Raw genomic sequence first — 15,343 nt, 5'->3', positions numbered from 1 at the left:
TCTAATACTCGAATTATCACGAGTGCAATAAGATTTTCTCAAATGCCTGTTTAATGATCTGGTCACCAAATAAGTTTTTTGCTTCCAGAGAAACCTGACTAACGTCTGCTTCCTCTAGCTTACTTGAGCCGAGTGCATTTACCATTTCAGGCAGGTTATCGTAGATATGTAGTCCTTTATAATTAAACTCTGATTTCAACCAGCTTAAAAATGGGGTTTTAACTGCATAAACCGGTACACCCAGACTTGCCGCAAAGAAAAAGCTACCACTCACAATCATATCGTCTTCACAGTGGGCTAGAACAAGACCTCTTGAATTCGAAACAATTGATTGCGCTTCTTCATTTGATAGAAATCTTGCGTCAATATCAACATTGGTTAAGTGTCTATTTGCTTTTATGGTTATTAATTGCTCAGCATAAGGTTTTGAGCCTACCGAGCCAGCAATCAACAATGGAACATCTGACCAAACATTTAACAGTTTATCTATTGCTTTATATTCAACAATCCGGCCAAACACCACAAATTTTTTTATCTTATCCGCTTCATTGCCATCAATTTGATTCTCAAATCTATAGAGTGGATGAGGGATGTATGTATAGCTTTTACCTAGATGTCCGGAATGAAGAACGCACACATCAGATATCTTACAGGCCAAATTTGTTAGCCATTCGGCAATTTTTGCATCCCGGCCATTAAGTGAATGTGGATATACATTATGTCTGACATAAATCACTTTTTTTGAGATTATCTTAAGTACACAAAGCCTTAATAAAAATCTCATGCTTGAGCGTAAAGTAAGACGCTTGTCATTTACATCGTTTACCAGCCAGTTTTCCAGCCAATGTACTATGCTTACATCATAATGATTAACTCCGGACTTAATCAACCCTGGGACAATGTGTTTGACCTTCGTCAGCTCAACAGAATCAATGCTTTTAATGATATTGTAAATATTTTCGATGTATTGATTTTGGTCAAAGTCAGGAGCAAATATGATTTTTATGTTACTCAACAAAGTCTCCAAAATTACCAACTAAAGTAAAGATTTGCATTGATCAAAACAACTTTTCAATTTTGTTCATGGACTCTGCTTTGCATAATTCTATAAATTTTCTAGCTTTGACGCCTTCTGAAGGCAGGTTTTTTGAAGCAAGAATGTCTAGGCAAGTTAAAAAGAATTCATCTTGATCAAGGTCACAACAATATGCACCCTCTCCAATCGCTTGTTCTATACCGGACAATCCTTCTTTTGTCGTTATAATTGGGACTCCATAAGACATAGATTCTATGGTTTTAATTTTTAATCCGCTACCGCTTCCACATGGATTTACCGTTACGCTACATTTTGAATAAAAATCAAGATATAAAGAATCAACGCGACCTAATACTGTTACTCCGGATAAAGAGGTTTCTACTTCCACATCGCCAGCAATAAGAAGTTTTGCATTTGGTATTTTCTTTAAGATATGAGGCCAATGTAAATTAATAAATTTAGCCAAACCCTCGCGATTATGAGCATTGTTGGAACCTATAAACCCTATTGAAGGAATGCTTTGCTCAACTTTGCTACCCCATTCAACAGGTAATTCAAGCACATCTATTTTGGTAACTTTAGTAAACTTTTTATCCAGAAGCTTTGTAAAAAAAACTTTTTCACTTTCTTGAATAGCGATTACAGTATCGAAGCATGAGAGCAAATCTCGCTCTTGTTTTTCTGAAAGAGACCACCAAAGGCCAACACCCTTAGATTGCCTTATTTTCTTATTTCGTAAAGTGAAACAGTCATGTGTATCGATAGCTGTAGGATATTTACCATTCAGGTATTTTATTAATGGTGCTGAAAGGGCATATTCACCAATAACAAGATCGGGCTTCACTAGGTCAACAATACTACTAAATTCATTTAAGGTTTCGTTTGTAAATATGCTCCACGGTAAGACTGTATCCTGACCAAATTTTGTTTTGTTCAGACCTAGTCTTTTAAGGTAGTTTAAAGCCCGGTTAATCAATGTACCTTTTATCTTATGGCCTTCATTCAAGTAGTAAAATTTCTCTCCAAATTCTGACTCCATATGATTGGCTTGTTTTCTATCCGCAATTTCACGTATAGAAAATAAAACGAAGTAAACTTCAATCCCTTTTTCGTGTAACGCATTTACAAATTGCTTGATGCGCACGGAATTTCCTGAATATGCAGGCGAGCAAACAACAGGGCTAGCAATAAGTACTTTTTTCAATTCGTCACCAATAAATTCATTATCAAGGTAATTAAAGATTAATAAAATTCTTTTCAGAAAGAGATCTGACAGTTGGAGCTTTTGAACTGACAATTGATTTTAAGGAAGATAACTCACTCACAAAGTCTGTTAGCTCTTTAGTAAACGTGTCTTTATCCATCATTGTCTGTGGAGAAAGTAAGAGCTTATTAGGCAATGAGAAATGTCGGTACAACCCTTCAAATTTATCTTGGTAAGTAATACACATCGTCGGAGTTTCCATTCCCAGACTGGCAATTGCAAGATGCATGCGGCCCGTCACTACTCCATCAAGCATACCCGCAATCGCTTTTAAGACTGATGCCCTATGCTTACCCTCAAGGAAAAAAGCATTTATTTCGCTAACATTTTTTATGCGTTCGTAGATAGGCTCCAAGCAAATGGAATCGCCATTTTTTCCACGGTAATCATGTGGAAGTAGTAAAAAACTCACTTTTAAATTCTCTGATAGATTTTTTATACTATAAACAGCCGATTCAACAATATTTTGTATGTTCTCTTCTGATGCAGACTTTAGTAGCATCGGGTGAACATTGAATCCAACGATCTGATTGCCATTATTTTTCTGTTCTTCAATCCACTTTTTCACATCAGCTGGGACGGTTGTTGGAATAAGGCAAAAGGCTACATCAGCCACAAGCTCAGAATTTGCAGTTGTAAAGTCCCGTATCCTTCCCAGCGAAATATCATCTCTGACATTCAATATCAATCTTTGATCTAAGCGTTTGTAGAAATTAGCTAGATCTTTATTAGGTGCTTTATTAAAGCTGAATCCTAAAACGATTGGCTTTATACCATTAGCTGCGGCTAGATCTGCAGCGATCAAAGCTGATGCTGGATGGGTTAAGCCATAATAACCATCCATAATATCTGCACCTAAAACAATCAAATAGTCAATGGATAGGCTCTCGTACAAACTTTTAAAAAACATTGGATGAGCATCTAAATCCAGGCTTGGAAAAGCGATTGATTTGTATCCCAAACTTTCAACAACTTCTTTTGATGTGGGTTTACATAACATGTATACGTCAAGATCCGGATGTGTTTTTTTGAGCTGATCAAGCGATGCTGAGATCATGGCATCATCACCCAAAGCACCAATGATCGTACTCAAATCACTAGGATAAATTAGAACTTTTTTTGCCGAAGCTGCACTAGCTTCTGTGATAGATCGTTTAACCTGATTCGACACCAGCTCAACTTTAGCCTGTTGCCAATTGCGAATGGCTAGAGTTAATCTGAATTTATGTTTTATCGCATGATATATTTTTTTTAATGTTTTTTTCATACTAGCTACCTAGCTCAATGATTAACAGTTGGATCATTTTCTTTTCTTATCCTTTACAAACTCATAAATCAAATCAATCCTTTTAGGATTGACTATCAATATATAAACTAAATGAACTATGGCAAAAACTAGCGCTAGGATTAACCCCTTCAAGAAACTCATTGAAACAAAAGCGGATACTTCGTCTCTAAGATAAGTCACTATAAAAAAAGCTAAGATGCTTCCAACCGTTGACTCCAAAATTAACTTTAAAAAATCACGAATGGGAAAGCGTATTTGACTCCAAACGGCATAAAAAGATAGCGGCGTTACAGTCAATTGGCTTATTGCAAAGAGCCACGTGAGTGAAACCAAATCAGCGTTCCCAAAAAAATAAAGAATCAATACTGTGGAAAGCGTTTTAGTTAATCCTACTAAAAGGGTTAGTCCAGACTTAGCAATTGAGGTTAAAAATGCACCATTTACATGTTGAATCGTATGAATAGCCCCCATTAACATTAAAGGAACTGACACTTTATCAATACCCACCCATTTAGTACCAAATAAGACATCCATGACCTCTGGACTTATTGCAGCTAAAAGAACGAAAAAAGGGGAAGTTACCGTAGAGCAAAATGCAATCGTTTTTATATAAATGGATCTCAATCGAACTAAGTCATGAGAAATTTTAGACAATGATGTCAGCAAGGCATTGAACATCGCACCATGCAAGAGTTGCATTAATATTGTATAAAGTCTACTGGCAACGACGTAGATGCCATACGCAGCAAAGCCAATTAAGCTAACAATCAAAAAATCCACAAGTTTAGTGGAAAAAAACTCCCGAATTCTTTCTAGAAAAATTGGTAATCCAACTTTTAATAAGTCATTAAAAGATTTTGTACTGATTGCAAAAGTTGGAAGCCATTGCGGCTTTGCCCAAAGCCAAATAAAGCCAAAAACGCTAGAAATAGCCGCTTGAATGATTAATGACCAAACACCAAAACCTTTGAATGCGAGTATGACTGCAATAATACCGGCTCCAAAATCAATAAACAGCCTGCGATATGCTAATGGACGAAACAGCATATTCCTTACATACAATGATTCTTGAAAGCACGATGGTATAGTTACCAGGGAAATGCCAGCAATTGCATAGAGGTAATTAGACAGCCCTGGAGCTTTAAGATAATCCTCGATAAAACTTGCAAAAAATAAGAGAAAAAATAAGAGAACAATGCCCAGAGTTAAGGAAATGTAAAAAGGAAAATTTAAATCCTCATCAGAGAGATTTTTTTTCTGGATAATTGCTACCCCGAATCCAAAATCTGCAATCATTGGGATAAATGTAAGTACGAGAAATGCAACTCCTACAATCCCGTACTCTTCAGGGCCAAGTAGCCTTGCAAGAATAATTGAAGTGGCAAATGTAATTAACTTGCCCCCCCAGCTTTGAATCACAGACCATAATATCCCGTGCTTAACAGCATCTTTAATTGACTCATGACTAGGTGTATTTTGTTTACTCATAAAAACTCTAAAGATACCGACTCTCTCAATAAACCACTAAGGTTTTTCCCTAAGCTTAACTTTTAGAAATTAAAATATATTCTTAAAAAAATACATCATATTTTCGGAAAGCCTCATGTAGTTTGTTCAACTCTATCAGCCGGAAAAACCATAAAAGTAATTTGCAATATTATTGCAATAAATTACGAAGTTTTCTTACCACCCTCATAAGAAAAGGATCTTTAAAGTATAACCTTTGCATTTTTAGGGCTAATCGGCGCATTGGATCCATGTATAAATTTAAATTGTTATTACGCTTTGCTATCAAAAAATACTCATGGCTCTTCATTGCCATTTTCTTACGGAGCCTGACAATTTTTTTCCTTTTAGAGGAAATTTCTGCTATGCCATTCAAGTTGACTCTTTTTAAAGGTATTTTTTTTCCTGCTTTTAAATCATCACTCAGCCGAACAACAAGCCCCTCTTTCCTATGTCTGAAATTTCCCTCCTGAGATTTGCAGAGATCATCGATAGATAGAGTTCCTAATGTGATACGGCCTGCATCCTTTGCAGCCCTTAGTATGTCAGTTATCACATTGTTTCTGACCAAAACTATATTTGTTCCTTGCCAGTATGTTGAAAACTGGGGTAACCATGCATCCCCGAAAACTGCATCTGCTGTTTCTGCAAAGATATCATCACAATAGTCACACGCTTGTAATTGAAACGCCGCATGCCCCCAATTCCCGCCTAGGAGTGAAGATGAGGTTTTATAATATTCTCTACTATCTACATCTACCACTTTGAAGTCGTAGGCATTAACAGTCGAATCCCTATTCTTCTTTCTGAAATCAACCGTTTGGATCCGCTCAGGAGTTACACTCAATTGCCATGAGAGTAACTCTGCAAATCTAGATGACTTCAAATGTCCACACACTAATCCCAAAGTAAATATGACTTGATTATTGAGGACCTTGTCATTTATACATATATTTCGTAACGCTTTGATGAAGCAAGGTACACCAACAAAGACGTAGCGTTTACCATTTCCTCTAATGCTCTTCAAGACATCATCGAAACTAAGCGAATAATATTGAGACTTCTTATTTTGGTTGGCATCATCTTCAGAATAAGATGTGACGAATTTAAACAAAGCCTCTCGCTGATTCGATTGATCGCGGCCAACGTGAATAATCCCATCAACGAAATTTTGCTTTAAAAGCTCGATAGCTACAAAACTGGTGAGTCCGCCCGAGCTACTATTTAAAATATCATCATCATCTGATCTTCTTCCATAAAATAAATCATTGAAATAACCAGTTCTCGGATCAAAGCTCTTAGACTTATCGTATAACTTTATGGCTAAATCGTCTTCATTGAGACTATTGTCCGAGAACGGACAAACCTTGTCTGCTATCGAGGCAGGCTCAAGTCTTCCAGATTTAATAGAGGCGTGCATTGAGCCAAATTCGTTGCGTTCAATTTGGATACTGTTATCCACAATAGAACATGCCCCACATCCAACACAAATACCTCGTTCAACTACATCATTAATTGTAAATACGGCATTAGAACCATTGCGCTCAGCACTCTTTGCTTTTAGTAAATTAGTCACGTAATTCACTTTCTTACTCAATCATTTCCGAATAAATCTCTGGTGTAAACTTTACCTAACACATCAGCTAACTCGTTACTTTGTCTATTTGCAATAATGACATCGGACATCTTTTTGAACTGTTCAATATCATTCACAACCTTGGAGTTGAAAAATTCCGATTCCTGCAATACCGGCTCATAGACAATGACTTCAATCCCTCGAGCTTTTATTCGCTTCATGATGCCCTGGATTGAAGAAGCCCTGAAGTTATCTGAGCCGGCTTTCATAATCAGACGGAAAATACCTACCACTTTTGGGTTTTTCTTGATGACGCTCATGGCCACAAAGTCTTTGCGCGTGGTGTTAGCGTCCACAATCGCATTAATAAGGTTCTGAGGCACTTTCGAGTAGTTCGCAAGCAACTGCTTAGTGTCTTTAGGCAGGCAATAACCGCCATAGCCAAATGAAGGGTTGTTGTAATGATTGCCAATGCGAGGATCCATACATACACCTTCGATGATCTGGCGCGTATTCAATCCGTGTGACTCGGCATAGGTATCCAGTTCATTAAAGTAGGCCACGCGCATTGCCAGGAAGGTATTTGCAAAAAGTTTGATTGCTTCGGCCTCTGAGCTATCTGTCAACAGCACGGGCACATCGGGTTTTAAACAGTTATCTTTAAGCAGATTGGCAAATTTTTTCGCCCGGTCCGATACCTCACCAACCACAATACGTGATGGATAAAGGTTATCGTAGAGCGCTTTACCTTCGCGTAAAAACTCAGGAGAAAATATCAGGTTTTGGCAGTTAAGTTCCGTGCGGATTTTCTCAGTATAGCCTACTGGAATTGTCGATTTAATGATCATCACGGCATCAGGATTAATCGCCATGACATCTTTGATCACTGCTTCAACAGATTTGGTATTGAAGTAATTCGTTTCTGCATCGTAATCAGTGGGCGTTGCAATCACTACAAATTCAGCATTCTGATACGCTTCGTTTTTATCAGTGGTAGCTTTAAGATTTAGTGGCTTGTTAGCTAAAAAATCTTCAATTTCATGATCAACGATTGGAGACTTTTTCCGATTCAATAACTCTACTTTTTCTGGCACAATATCCAGCGCGACCACTTCATTTTTCTGAGCTAATAAGACAGCTAGCGACAAACCAACATATCCAGTACCTGCAATTGCAATCTTCACAAGAACTCCTTATTTCTTAAATACAAAACCTTCATCGATTTATGTTCTTTTTGTATATTTAATACTGATATACAAAAATCTTAATATATCCACGCTATACCTTTTAATCAGTCGCCTTGGCTCTTGGCATAATCGGAATAACCATTCCAAACGCAACTTTTGCACCAGCTTGGGAGCTCGGATTTTATTACCCGACCAAAAATCAAACAAAGCACCAACCGCGAATATATAGCTTGCGTTTATTACATCTTGATGATCGAGAATCCATTTTTCCTGTACTGGGTTACCCATGGCGACAAACAATATATCTGCTTGTGCATGATTGATGGTATCTATAATAGAGATGCTTTGGCGACGATCAAAATAACCGTCTTTAATTCCGACAACCACATGATTGGGAAAATTTACAGAAAGATATTCTTTTGCTTTCACCACAACTTCCGGCTGGGCTCCTAAAAGGAATATCTTTAATTTGTCAGGGGAATTCTTCAAAAAGTAAGGTGAAAAATCTGTACCATTCAAATTGTCGCTAAAACTTTTACCATGCACCAATTTTGAGGCAATATTCAATGCCACGCCATCGTTGGCAATAAATACATTTGTCAAATCTGACGATGATTCTTGAAACATCCCTCGCCCATTCACAATAAAATTGCTATTGGCAAAAAAGAGTATAGATTTAAGCGAGTGCTGATGACGTCGGTATAAAACATCAGCCAGAGTTTTGGATGTTGTGTCTAATATGCGAATTCCAGCAATTTCAAGGTGAGTTAAAGATTTTTCTATCTCACTATGATCATATTTCATGAGGCGATCTCGGGCAGTTGGTCAATACAAGATGGCATAAGGCCACCACCCCTTATAATTTTTGTACTCATTTATAAATCTGATGAGCTTATTATTATTTTGTTTAGTTTGATTCTACACCAGAAAATATTAATCTCGTCATTGCATTTATGAATCCACTGAAAAAATGCTTAAGCGATTTTCACACTAAAAAGTACTAGAAAAAGTCTCAGTGGGGAAATACAGTTGATTGAATATGTTGTATGCTTTATGCATTAGTCCGGTACCTGATTTCACAGGCTACCTTTGGAATTGTATGTAAATGATTAAAAATATCTCTTCTATCCCTTCAGACTCAATTATTCAAACAGATATTTGCATTATAGGGTCAGGCGCTGCCGGTACTGCTGCTGCACTCTCTCTGACTGGCCGTGGTCTGAAAATCACTTTACTTGAGTCTGGCACAGATAAACTGGACAAGAATACACAGGCACTCTATGCCGGAACTGTTGTAGATGAGAGGCTGCATAGTCCACCTGATAAATATCGCCATCGCCGTTTCGGGGGATCGACCGCCATCTGGGGTGGCCGATGCATGCCTTTTGATCCGATTGATTTTGAAAAGCGCGACTACATTCCAGGAAGTGGCTGGCCAATTACTTTTCAAGATTTGGCGTCCTACTTTCCTAAAGCCAATCAATTACTTGAGGCGGGCCAGTATCGCTATGATGCTGACGACGTGTTTGGGATGGACAAGCCACTGTTCAAGGGGTTCAGAAGCGATAACGTACTGACCAATAACATGGAAAGATTTTCATGCCCAACTAATGTGGGCAGTCGATATCGGCGTCGGTTGGAACTGGCAGAGGACATTGAGGTTATTCTTGGTGCTAACTGTACTGGGATCAGGCTTGATGCTACAGGAGCACATGTCACGCATCTGGACATTTCCAGCCTGGATGGCATAAAAATCAAGGTAGTTGCTAAAGAAGTGATCATTGCCACTGGCGGTATCGAGGCAGCACGTTTACTGCTGGCTTCAAATGATGTCTGCAAGACAGGTATCGGTAACGAGCATGATCTGGTAGGCCGTTTTTATCAATGCCATATCGCTGGCAATCTCGGCAAGTTAACTATCTTTGGCCCAACTTCCAATGTCAGACATGGCTATGAGGTTTCCGCCGAAGGTATTTATTGTCGCCGACGCATTTCGCTGACTGAAGAAACACAGCGTAAGATTAAGGCTGGCAATATGGTGGCAAGGCTGCATTTCCCAAAAATCGTGGATCCTTCGCACAAGATTGGGGTGTTGTCAGGCCTGTTTCTGGCTAAAAATTTCATCAGCTATGAATACGGAAAACGTCTGAAAGATGGCCATGCTAGTCTCACTACGTACTTAAAGCATTTTAAGAACATTATTCTTGACCCCATTGATACAGTTAAATTTCTATATCACTGGCTTACCAAAAGAACATTGGCAAAGCGCAAATTTCCATCAGTGATTTTACGCAACAAAATCAACCAATTCACCCTTGAAATTCATGGTGAACAATATCCAAATCCTAACAGTCGCATTTCTCTGCTTGATGAGAAAGACACACTTGGTATGCCAAAAACCAAAGTAGATTGGCAATACATGCCGGAAGATATTGAGTCAATACGTCGTTCTCTCAATGTGCTTTCAGAAGAGTTCAGGAATAGTGGAATCGGCACTTTTGAGTTTGATTCAACACAACTTGAAGAGGACTTAACCCGCTTTGGCGCTTATGGTGGTCACCATATTGGCACAACAAGGATGGGTACTGATCCAGAAAGCTCAGTCGTAGATGCCAATTGCAAAGTCCATCATGTCCATAACCTTTATATTGCAAGTTCGGCTGTGTTCCCTACCAGTGGACAAGCAAACCCTACCCTTACTATTACAGCACTGAGTTTAAGATTAGCCGATCACATCGCGCAGAAACTCAGCGCACCTTCGCAGTTAAATCACTCACGTATTTAGAGGTTTTTACATGATGAAAGTATTAGTCCTAGGTGCTACGGGGCATGTAGGTAGCCGGTTAGTCAGTTATTTACATAGAAAAGATTATGAAGTGAATGCAGCCTCTAGAGGTCGCTTATCCGCGAATACCCCTGGGCAAATCAAGCTGGATAGCCTTGATCTGGAAGGTTTAACCCATACCCTGAAACAAGTGGATGCGGTAGTTAACTGCGTCGCGGGTAACAAAGATTCAATTGCCAAAGGTGCTGAAATACTAGTTCAGGCCGCCATTGCCGCTGGTCTGCCTAAAATCATCCATCTTAGTACCATGTCCGTATATGGTGGACATCAGGGGAATATCACAGAGACACATGCGTTTGATCCGAACTATGGCTGGTATGCATCGGCTAAATGTGAAGCTGAATCGCACATGGAGAAATATGCAGCCGCTGGAGGACAGGTTGTGACATTCCGTCCAGGCTGTGTTCATGGTCCAGGGAGCCATCTATGGGTCAGCAGGCCAGCTAACCTTTTGAAAAGCTATCGGCTAGGGGATTTGGGTGATGCAGGGGATGGCTGGAGTAATCTGGTGCATGTCGATGATGTCGTAAAAGCTATCGAGCTAGGTTTGAGCGCGCCTGCTCAAGCCGGTGAATCTGTGCACTACAATTTGTCCTCCCCTGATAGTCCAAGATGGAATCAATATTTATTTGATCTGGCTGAAGCTATCGGAGCTACACCAATCAAGCGTCTCAGCCGGCAGCAGCTCTTACTGGACTCAAAGGTGTTGAGCCCCGCAATCAAAATAGCACAAATCGCATGCAACAAGCTAAAGCTGAACTCAAAGTGGCTGCCTGAGCCGTTGCCGCCGAGCTTAGTAAGGCTTTTTGATCAGCAGATCTATTTAAACTCCGAGAAATTTAGTAAGAAGTATGACTTTGCATATCAAACTTATACTCAGAGCCTGCAAGACTCGCTTAACTGGTATCAAAAGCTATAACAACCCAATATAAAAAATCTGAACTTTCATGAAACTAGATACAAAAAATCGATATGCCTTTGCTGATGGCTTGAGGGGTTTGGCAGCTTTATGGGTGGTTTTATATCATCTTCTGCATGGAGATCATGTTACTCAACTAAGCAACTTTATAGGCCATTCGTTAACAGCGATTCTTTTTGAGTACGGTAATCTTGGTGTGCCTGTTTTTTTTGTATTGAGTGGTTTTGTGATGGCTGTGACAACCAATTCTAAAACTATGGGTTTATCCCAGTCTTCAAAATTCATGCTCAGAAGGCTAGTCAGGTTATCTCCACCCTACTATTTCAGCATCCTTCTTTCATTAATCGCTATATATGTAAAATTGCGTTTCGTGGACAATTCGATTGAATTTCCAAATTTTGCAAATATTATTTCTCATTTTTTTTATTTGCAAGAGTTTTTAGGTTACAAAGAAATCAATATCGTTTTCTGGACTCTGTGCTATGAAATACAGTTCTATTTAGTATTCAGTCTAATTCTTTTCTTAGCCTCAAACTTCAATCAAAAGTCTTTAGGGCACTATTTAGTAATAGTAGGATTTACTTTGCTAGGGCTGCTATGGTTTATTTTTCATCAATATGCAGGAGCATTGGATGCATTCGTGAATAGCCATAAATTGTTTCTTCGTTATTGGTACGCATTCTGTGCAGGAGCATTAGCCGGGTGGGCGATTACAAGAACACACCACGCATTTCAAACATATGCCATAGCTTTCTATGTACTAACACTATTGGCTGGCATATTGAAATCTGATCCATTTGCTATTACAGCGGGCATTACAGCATTATCAATTCATATTGCATTGCAACTTAATAAGATGGATAGTTGGTTAAATTTTAGGTACTTACAATTACTTGGGTTAATTTCATACAGTTTGTACCTTATCCATAATATTTTGTTAGGCATAGTAGCAAGAGTGGTCAGGAAGTTTCTCTCTTCAGGAGTTTTGGCAGATATTGTCGTTCTAATTACCTGTCTTGCAGCTTGCCTTCTATTTGCATATTGGATGTATGTGATTATTGAAAAACCTGTTATCAGAATGAGCCAAAAAATAAAATACTAGATAAGGTAATCAAACAAATCAAATGCTTTTCGGCTTGCAAGGACGCGTTATTAAATCATTTTAATGCTCATCACAAGTTCTTCATCCTTTACTGTCCAGCGCCAGCGTTGAACTAAACCTGGGGCTAAAAAGAATTAGGCTAAGACCAATTTTCTGCAAAGAGAAAGTCGTGAAGCAGTAAAAGTACCTGCTTTGGATAGTAAAAAAAGTTCGATTGGATTATTAGTCTCAAAAATCACTTCGATTTAATGGTTTGAATTTTACCAGCGTTCACAAATTCACGTGACTTCTCTCTAAATGGCTTCTCAATGTACATAAAGGTGAGTTGCGAAACTACTAAGCATATAGCCATAAATGCTAACATCAAGAATCCGGCTTCAGCAGTATGGAATTGAGGTGTTGAGATATCCCTCACCATGAGTTCCGGACGGTGAAATACAACTCTGAGAAACTGTTGGAAGCACCACAGAACTGCTCCGTGAGACATATATAGTGAATAAGAAACTGTGCCTAACCACACCAACGATTTGTGTGCCAGTAACTTTTTGAAAATATTCTGCTTAGAGAGTGTAATGGATGCAATCAGCAATGCAGTTAACGGGTAGATCAAAAGCGAAACTCCAAAATACCCTTTAGACTGACTGGTAATCCACACTATTAGGAAAATTGACAAGGGGATTAACCATGCATTTAGCGTTAAGCCATAATAACTAGAACCCGACCGCTCATTAGTTGTTTTAACTACATGCGCTGTTATACAGCCTATAAAAAACCCAGATAGGCAGCGCAACATAAAATTATATTCCTCTGGTTTGTATAGCATTAAGGTAGCAATACAAACTATGGAAATAATAGTAAAAATCAAAAGCTTGAATTTATTCAGATATAAGACAATTAATCCGAAGAGAATATAAGTATAGAACTCCGCGCTGATTGACCATGCAGGGCTATTGAACGCCATTGCCGTCTCATTCGGCCAAAAGGCTTTAATTAATAATACTTCACGTATAAAAGCTGCGAAATCATTTTGCACGAAAGGTGCTTTACTGTGGCTTTGAATACCATAGTGGGTTTGAAGAACATACTTTAAAGTTTCAATGGCGAGATAAACCAATAAGAAAACAAGATGTACTGGATATAAGCGACCAAACCTTAAAAACTGAAACTTAATAAAAGCAGCACCAGAATTTAACCGATTTCCATACGCTGAAAAAATCACAAAGCCAGATAACACAAAGAACAAATCCACCATCAGGCCACCACCCCTAATAAAAGAGATATGGTGCAAAAATGGATGCCAGCCTGGAATGTGGTAAAGCACAACAACTAATGCTGCGAGGCCTCGGATACTTTCTAGTTCATCTATTTTATTTCTACTATTGATCGTTTGATTCATTCTATACACACGTTGATAATTCGCCCCTTAATCTTTGCGCGATTTAACCCATTCAGTTTGTCTATTTCCAAAAAAGCTGATGTACATCTTGATTTTACTAAACGCGTAAACCGGGGCAAAAGCTAGCAACGCAGTAAGCGAAATAATTTTTGTACCATGCTTTAACCATGCTATTAAAACGAATACAGATAGTAATAAGAATTGCATGATACCCAGTACCCAGGGGAAGGTGTAGTGTCCCGAGACATATACAATCAATGACAGGAAACTAAACAATCCACTTATCAAGAATAAAAGTGCGACAGGCGGCACGCATAGGTCCAAGGCCATTGCAATCATTTCAAAATCAAATGATTTAATTCCCCTACCCAATAAAGGGAGCCCTTCTTGAATGATCATTCCCAAATGACCATGCTCCCACCGCTTTCGTTGCGTTTTCTCACCTTCCTGATGTTCAGGGAAAATGCTGGAGACGAATGCTTCTGGACAAAATTTAGGAGCCATTTTTTGCCCTGCCAAATCAATCCCAAGCTTCATATCTTCTACAATACTTCCATGTGAAAAGTCTGCTTGCGCAATCTGACTCCAAGGAAAAGCCATGCCAGATCCCATGAGTTGCATAGGCAGACCTAAACGGTAAAAACCTAAGGGGCGTGTCCAGCTTTTAACAACATAGGCAAATTCTGAGAGTTTTGTTTTTACCGGAGAAGTAGGCTTGGATTGTATCAAATACAATCCTTGAACTGCACGCCCGTCTTTAATTACTGACTGGACTAATGCATTAATCGTATCTTGATGAACCAAACAATCCGCATCGAAAACAATCACGATTTCTGGTGGGTTATCAGATAAATATTTAATGCCGAAATCTAAAGCATAGCCTTTGCCACGTAAAGTTTCATGCGATCGCGCTGTTACCTCTGCACCGTGGCTACGGGCTATTTCAGCAGTATTGTCAGTACAATTGTCCGCAATGACAACAATTCTGGTATTTGGAGTTGCCGCTTTTTTAATAGAGTTTAACGTATCACTGATTCCGGCAGCTTCATTATGGGCCGGAATCAGCAATGCGACCGATGCTGTTTGTAGATTGATTTTTTGATTACGATATCCAGGTAATACTGCAACAAGAATCTGGATACAAAAAGTTAATACCGGGATTGCCAAAAAAACCAGCAATACATAATAAATCACTTCAAAAACAATCAACATACACTCAACTTC

Annotated in this window: 12 protein-coding genes; 3 read left to right on the top strand and 9 right to left on the bottom strand. The window is 38.8% G+C overall.

Annotation, left to right across the window (positions count from 1 at the left end; genetic code table 11):
• Window positions 1–16: 16 nt before the first annotated feature.
• The 7 genes from ASG34_RS13405 to ASG34_RS13375 all read right to left on the bottom strand — a co-directional run bounded on the left by ASG34_RS13405 (window position 17) and on the right by ASG34_RS13375 (window position 8,661).
• Window positions 17–1,015, bottom strand: a complete 999-nt coding sequence (locus ASG34_RS13405) for a hypothetical protein (protein ID WP_055831350.1) — start codon at window positions 1,013–1,015, stop codon at window positions 17–19.
• Window positions 1,016–1,058: 43 nt separating this feature from the next.
• On the bottom strand, window positions 1,059–2,180 hold the full coding sequence (locus ASG34_RS13400) for a glycosyltransferase (protein WP_055831348.1): 1,122 nt from the start codon (window positions 2,178–2,180) through the stop codon (window positions 1,059–1,061).
• Between the two features lie 91 nt (window positions 2,181–2,271).
• Complete coding sequence (locus tag ASG34_RS13395) at window positions 2,272–3,567, bottom strand: polysaccharide pyruvyl transferase family protein (RefSeq protein ID WP_055831346.1); 1,296 nt, start codon at window positions 3,565–3,567, stop codon at window positions 2,272–2,274.
• A gap of 33 nt (window positions 3,568–3,600) precedes the next feature.
• On the bottom strand, window positions 3,601–5,076 hold the full coding sequence (locus ASG34_RS13390) for a lipopolysaccharide biosynthesis protein (RefSeq protein WP_055831344.1): 1,476 nt from the start codon (window positions 5,074–5,076) through the stop codon (window positions 3,601–3,603).
• Window positions 5,077–5,245: 169 nt separating this feature from the next.
• Window positions 5,246–6,670, bottom strand: coding sequence for a Coenzyme F420 hydrogenase/dehydrogenase, beta subunit C-terminal domain (locus tag ASG34_RS13385; RefSeq protein WP_156376490.1), 1,425 nt, complete (start codon window positions 6,668–6,670; stop codon window positions 5,246–5,248).
• 17 nt (window positions 6,671–6,687) lie between these two features.
• The gene (locus ASG34_RS13380) at window positions 6,688–7,854 is read right to left on the bottom strand and encodes a nucleotide sugar dehydrogenase (RefSeq protein WP_055831340.1); all 1,167 of its coding nucleotides are present in this window, start codon (window positions 7,852–7,854) and stop codon (window positions 6,688–6,690) included.
• 39 nt (window positions 7,855–7,893) lie between these two features.
• Window positions 7,894–8,661: a WecB/TagA/CpsF family glycosyltransferase gene (locus tag ASG34_RS13375; protein ID WP_055831338.1), complete on the bottom strand. Its 768-nt coding sequence runs from the start codon at window positions 8,659–8,661 to the stop codon at window positions 7,894–7,896.
• Window positions 8,662–8,962: 301 nt separating this feature from the next.
• Between ASG34_RS13375 and ASG34_RS13370 the strand changes: the two genes are divergently transcribed.
• From ASG34_RS13370 to ASG34_RS13360, 3 genes are read left to right on the top strand one after another with little or no spacing between them, the layout of a single operon-like run.
• Window positions 8,963–10,642 (top strand): FAD-dependent oxidoreductase, encoded by a 1,680-nt coding sequence (locus ASG34_RS13370; protein ID WP_055831336.1) that lies wholly within the window; start codon window positions 8,963–8,965, stop codon window positions 10,640–10,642.
• 10 nt (window positions 10,643–10,652) lie between these two features.
• A complete protein-coding gene (locus ASG34_RS13365) occupies window positions 10,653–11,621 on the top strand; it encodes an NAD-dependent epimerase/dehydratase family protein (protein WP_235559815.1) in 969 nt (322 codons plus the stop codon).
• Window positions 11,622–11,649: 28 nt separating this feature from the next.
• Window positions 11,650–12,723 (top strand): acyltransferase family protein, encoded by a 1,074-nt coding sequence (locus ASG34_RS13360; RefSeq protein WP_055831334.1) that lies wholly within the window; start codon window positions 11,650–11,652, stop codon window positions 12,721–12,723.
• 235 nt (window positions 12,724–12,958) lie between these two features.
• Here ASG34_RS13360 and ASG34_RS13355 read toward each other — a convergent pair whose 3' ends face one another.
• Both ASG34_RS13355 and ASG34_RS13350 read right to left on the bottom strand, forming a co-directional pair.
• Complete coding sequence (locus tag ASG34_RS13355) at window positions 12,959–14,119, bottom strand: acyltransferase family protein (RefSeq protein WP_055831332.1); 1,161 nt, start codon at window positions 14,117–14,119, stop codon at window positions 12,959–12,961.
• A 27-nt stretch (window positions 14,120–14,146) separates the two neighbouring features.
• On the bottom strand, window positions 14,147–15,331 hold the full coding sequence (locus ASG34_RS13350; RefSeq protein WP_055831331.1) for a glycosyltransferase family 2 protein: 1,185 nt from the start codon (window positions 15,329–15,331) through the stop codon (window positions 14,147–14,149).
• Between the last annotated feature and the right edge of the window lie 12 nt (window positions 15,332–15,343).

Source organism: Methylophilus sp. Leaf416 (assembly GCF_001424665.1).
Lineage (GTDB): Bacteria > Pseudomonadota > Gammaproteobacteria > Burkholderiales > Methylophilaceae > Methylophilus.
The sequence above is the reverse complement of the archived record's forward strand: the minus strand, read 5'-3'. Positions and strand labels throughout refer to the sequence as shown.

Coding starts and splice junctions, on each gene's coding strand:
- ASG34_RS13390 (WP_055831344.1), bottom strand. CDS start 5,076: ATGAGTAAACAAAATACACCTAGTCATGAGTCAATTAAAGATGCTGTT.
- ASG34_RS13350 (WP_055831331.1), bottom strand. CDS start 15,331: ATGTTGATTGTTTTTGAAGTGATTTATTATGTATTGCTGGTTTTTTTG.
- ASG34_RS13375 (WP_055831338.1), bottom strand. CDS start 8,661: ATGAAATATGATCATAGTGAGATAGAAAAATCTTTAACTCACCTTGAA.
- ASG34_RS13370 (WP_055831336.1), top strand. CDS start 8,963: ATGATTAAAAATATCTCTTCTATCCCTTCAGACTCAATTATTCAAACA.
- ASG34_RS13365 (WP_235559815.1), top strand. CDS start 10,653: ATGATGAAAGTATTAGTCCTAGGTGCTACGGGGCATGTAGGTAGCCGG.
- ASG34_RS13360 (WP_055831334.1), top strand. CDS start 11,650: ATGAAACTAGATACAAAAAATCGATATGCCTTTGCTGATGGCTTGAGG.
- ASG34_RS13395 (WP_055831346.1), bottom strand. CDS start 3,567: ATGAAAAAAACATTAAAAAAAATATATCATGCGATAAAACATAAATTC.
- ASG34_RS13355 (WP_055831332.1), bottom strand. CDS start 14,119: ATGAATCAAACGATCAATAGTAGAAATAAAATAGATGAACTAGAAAGT.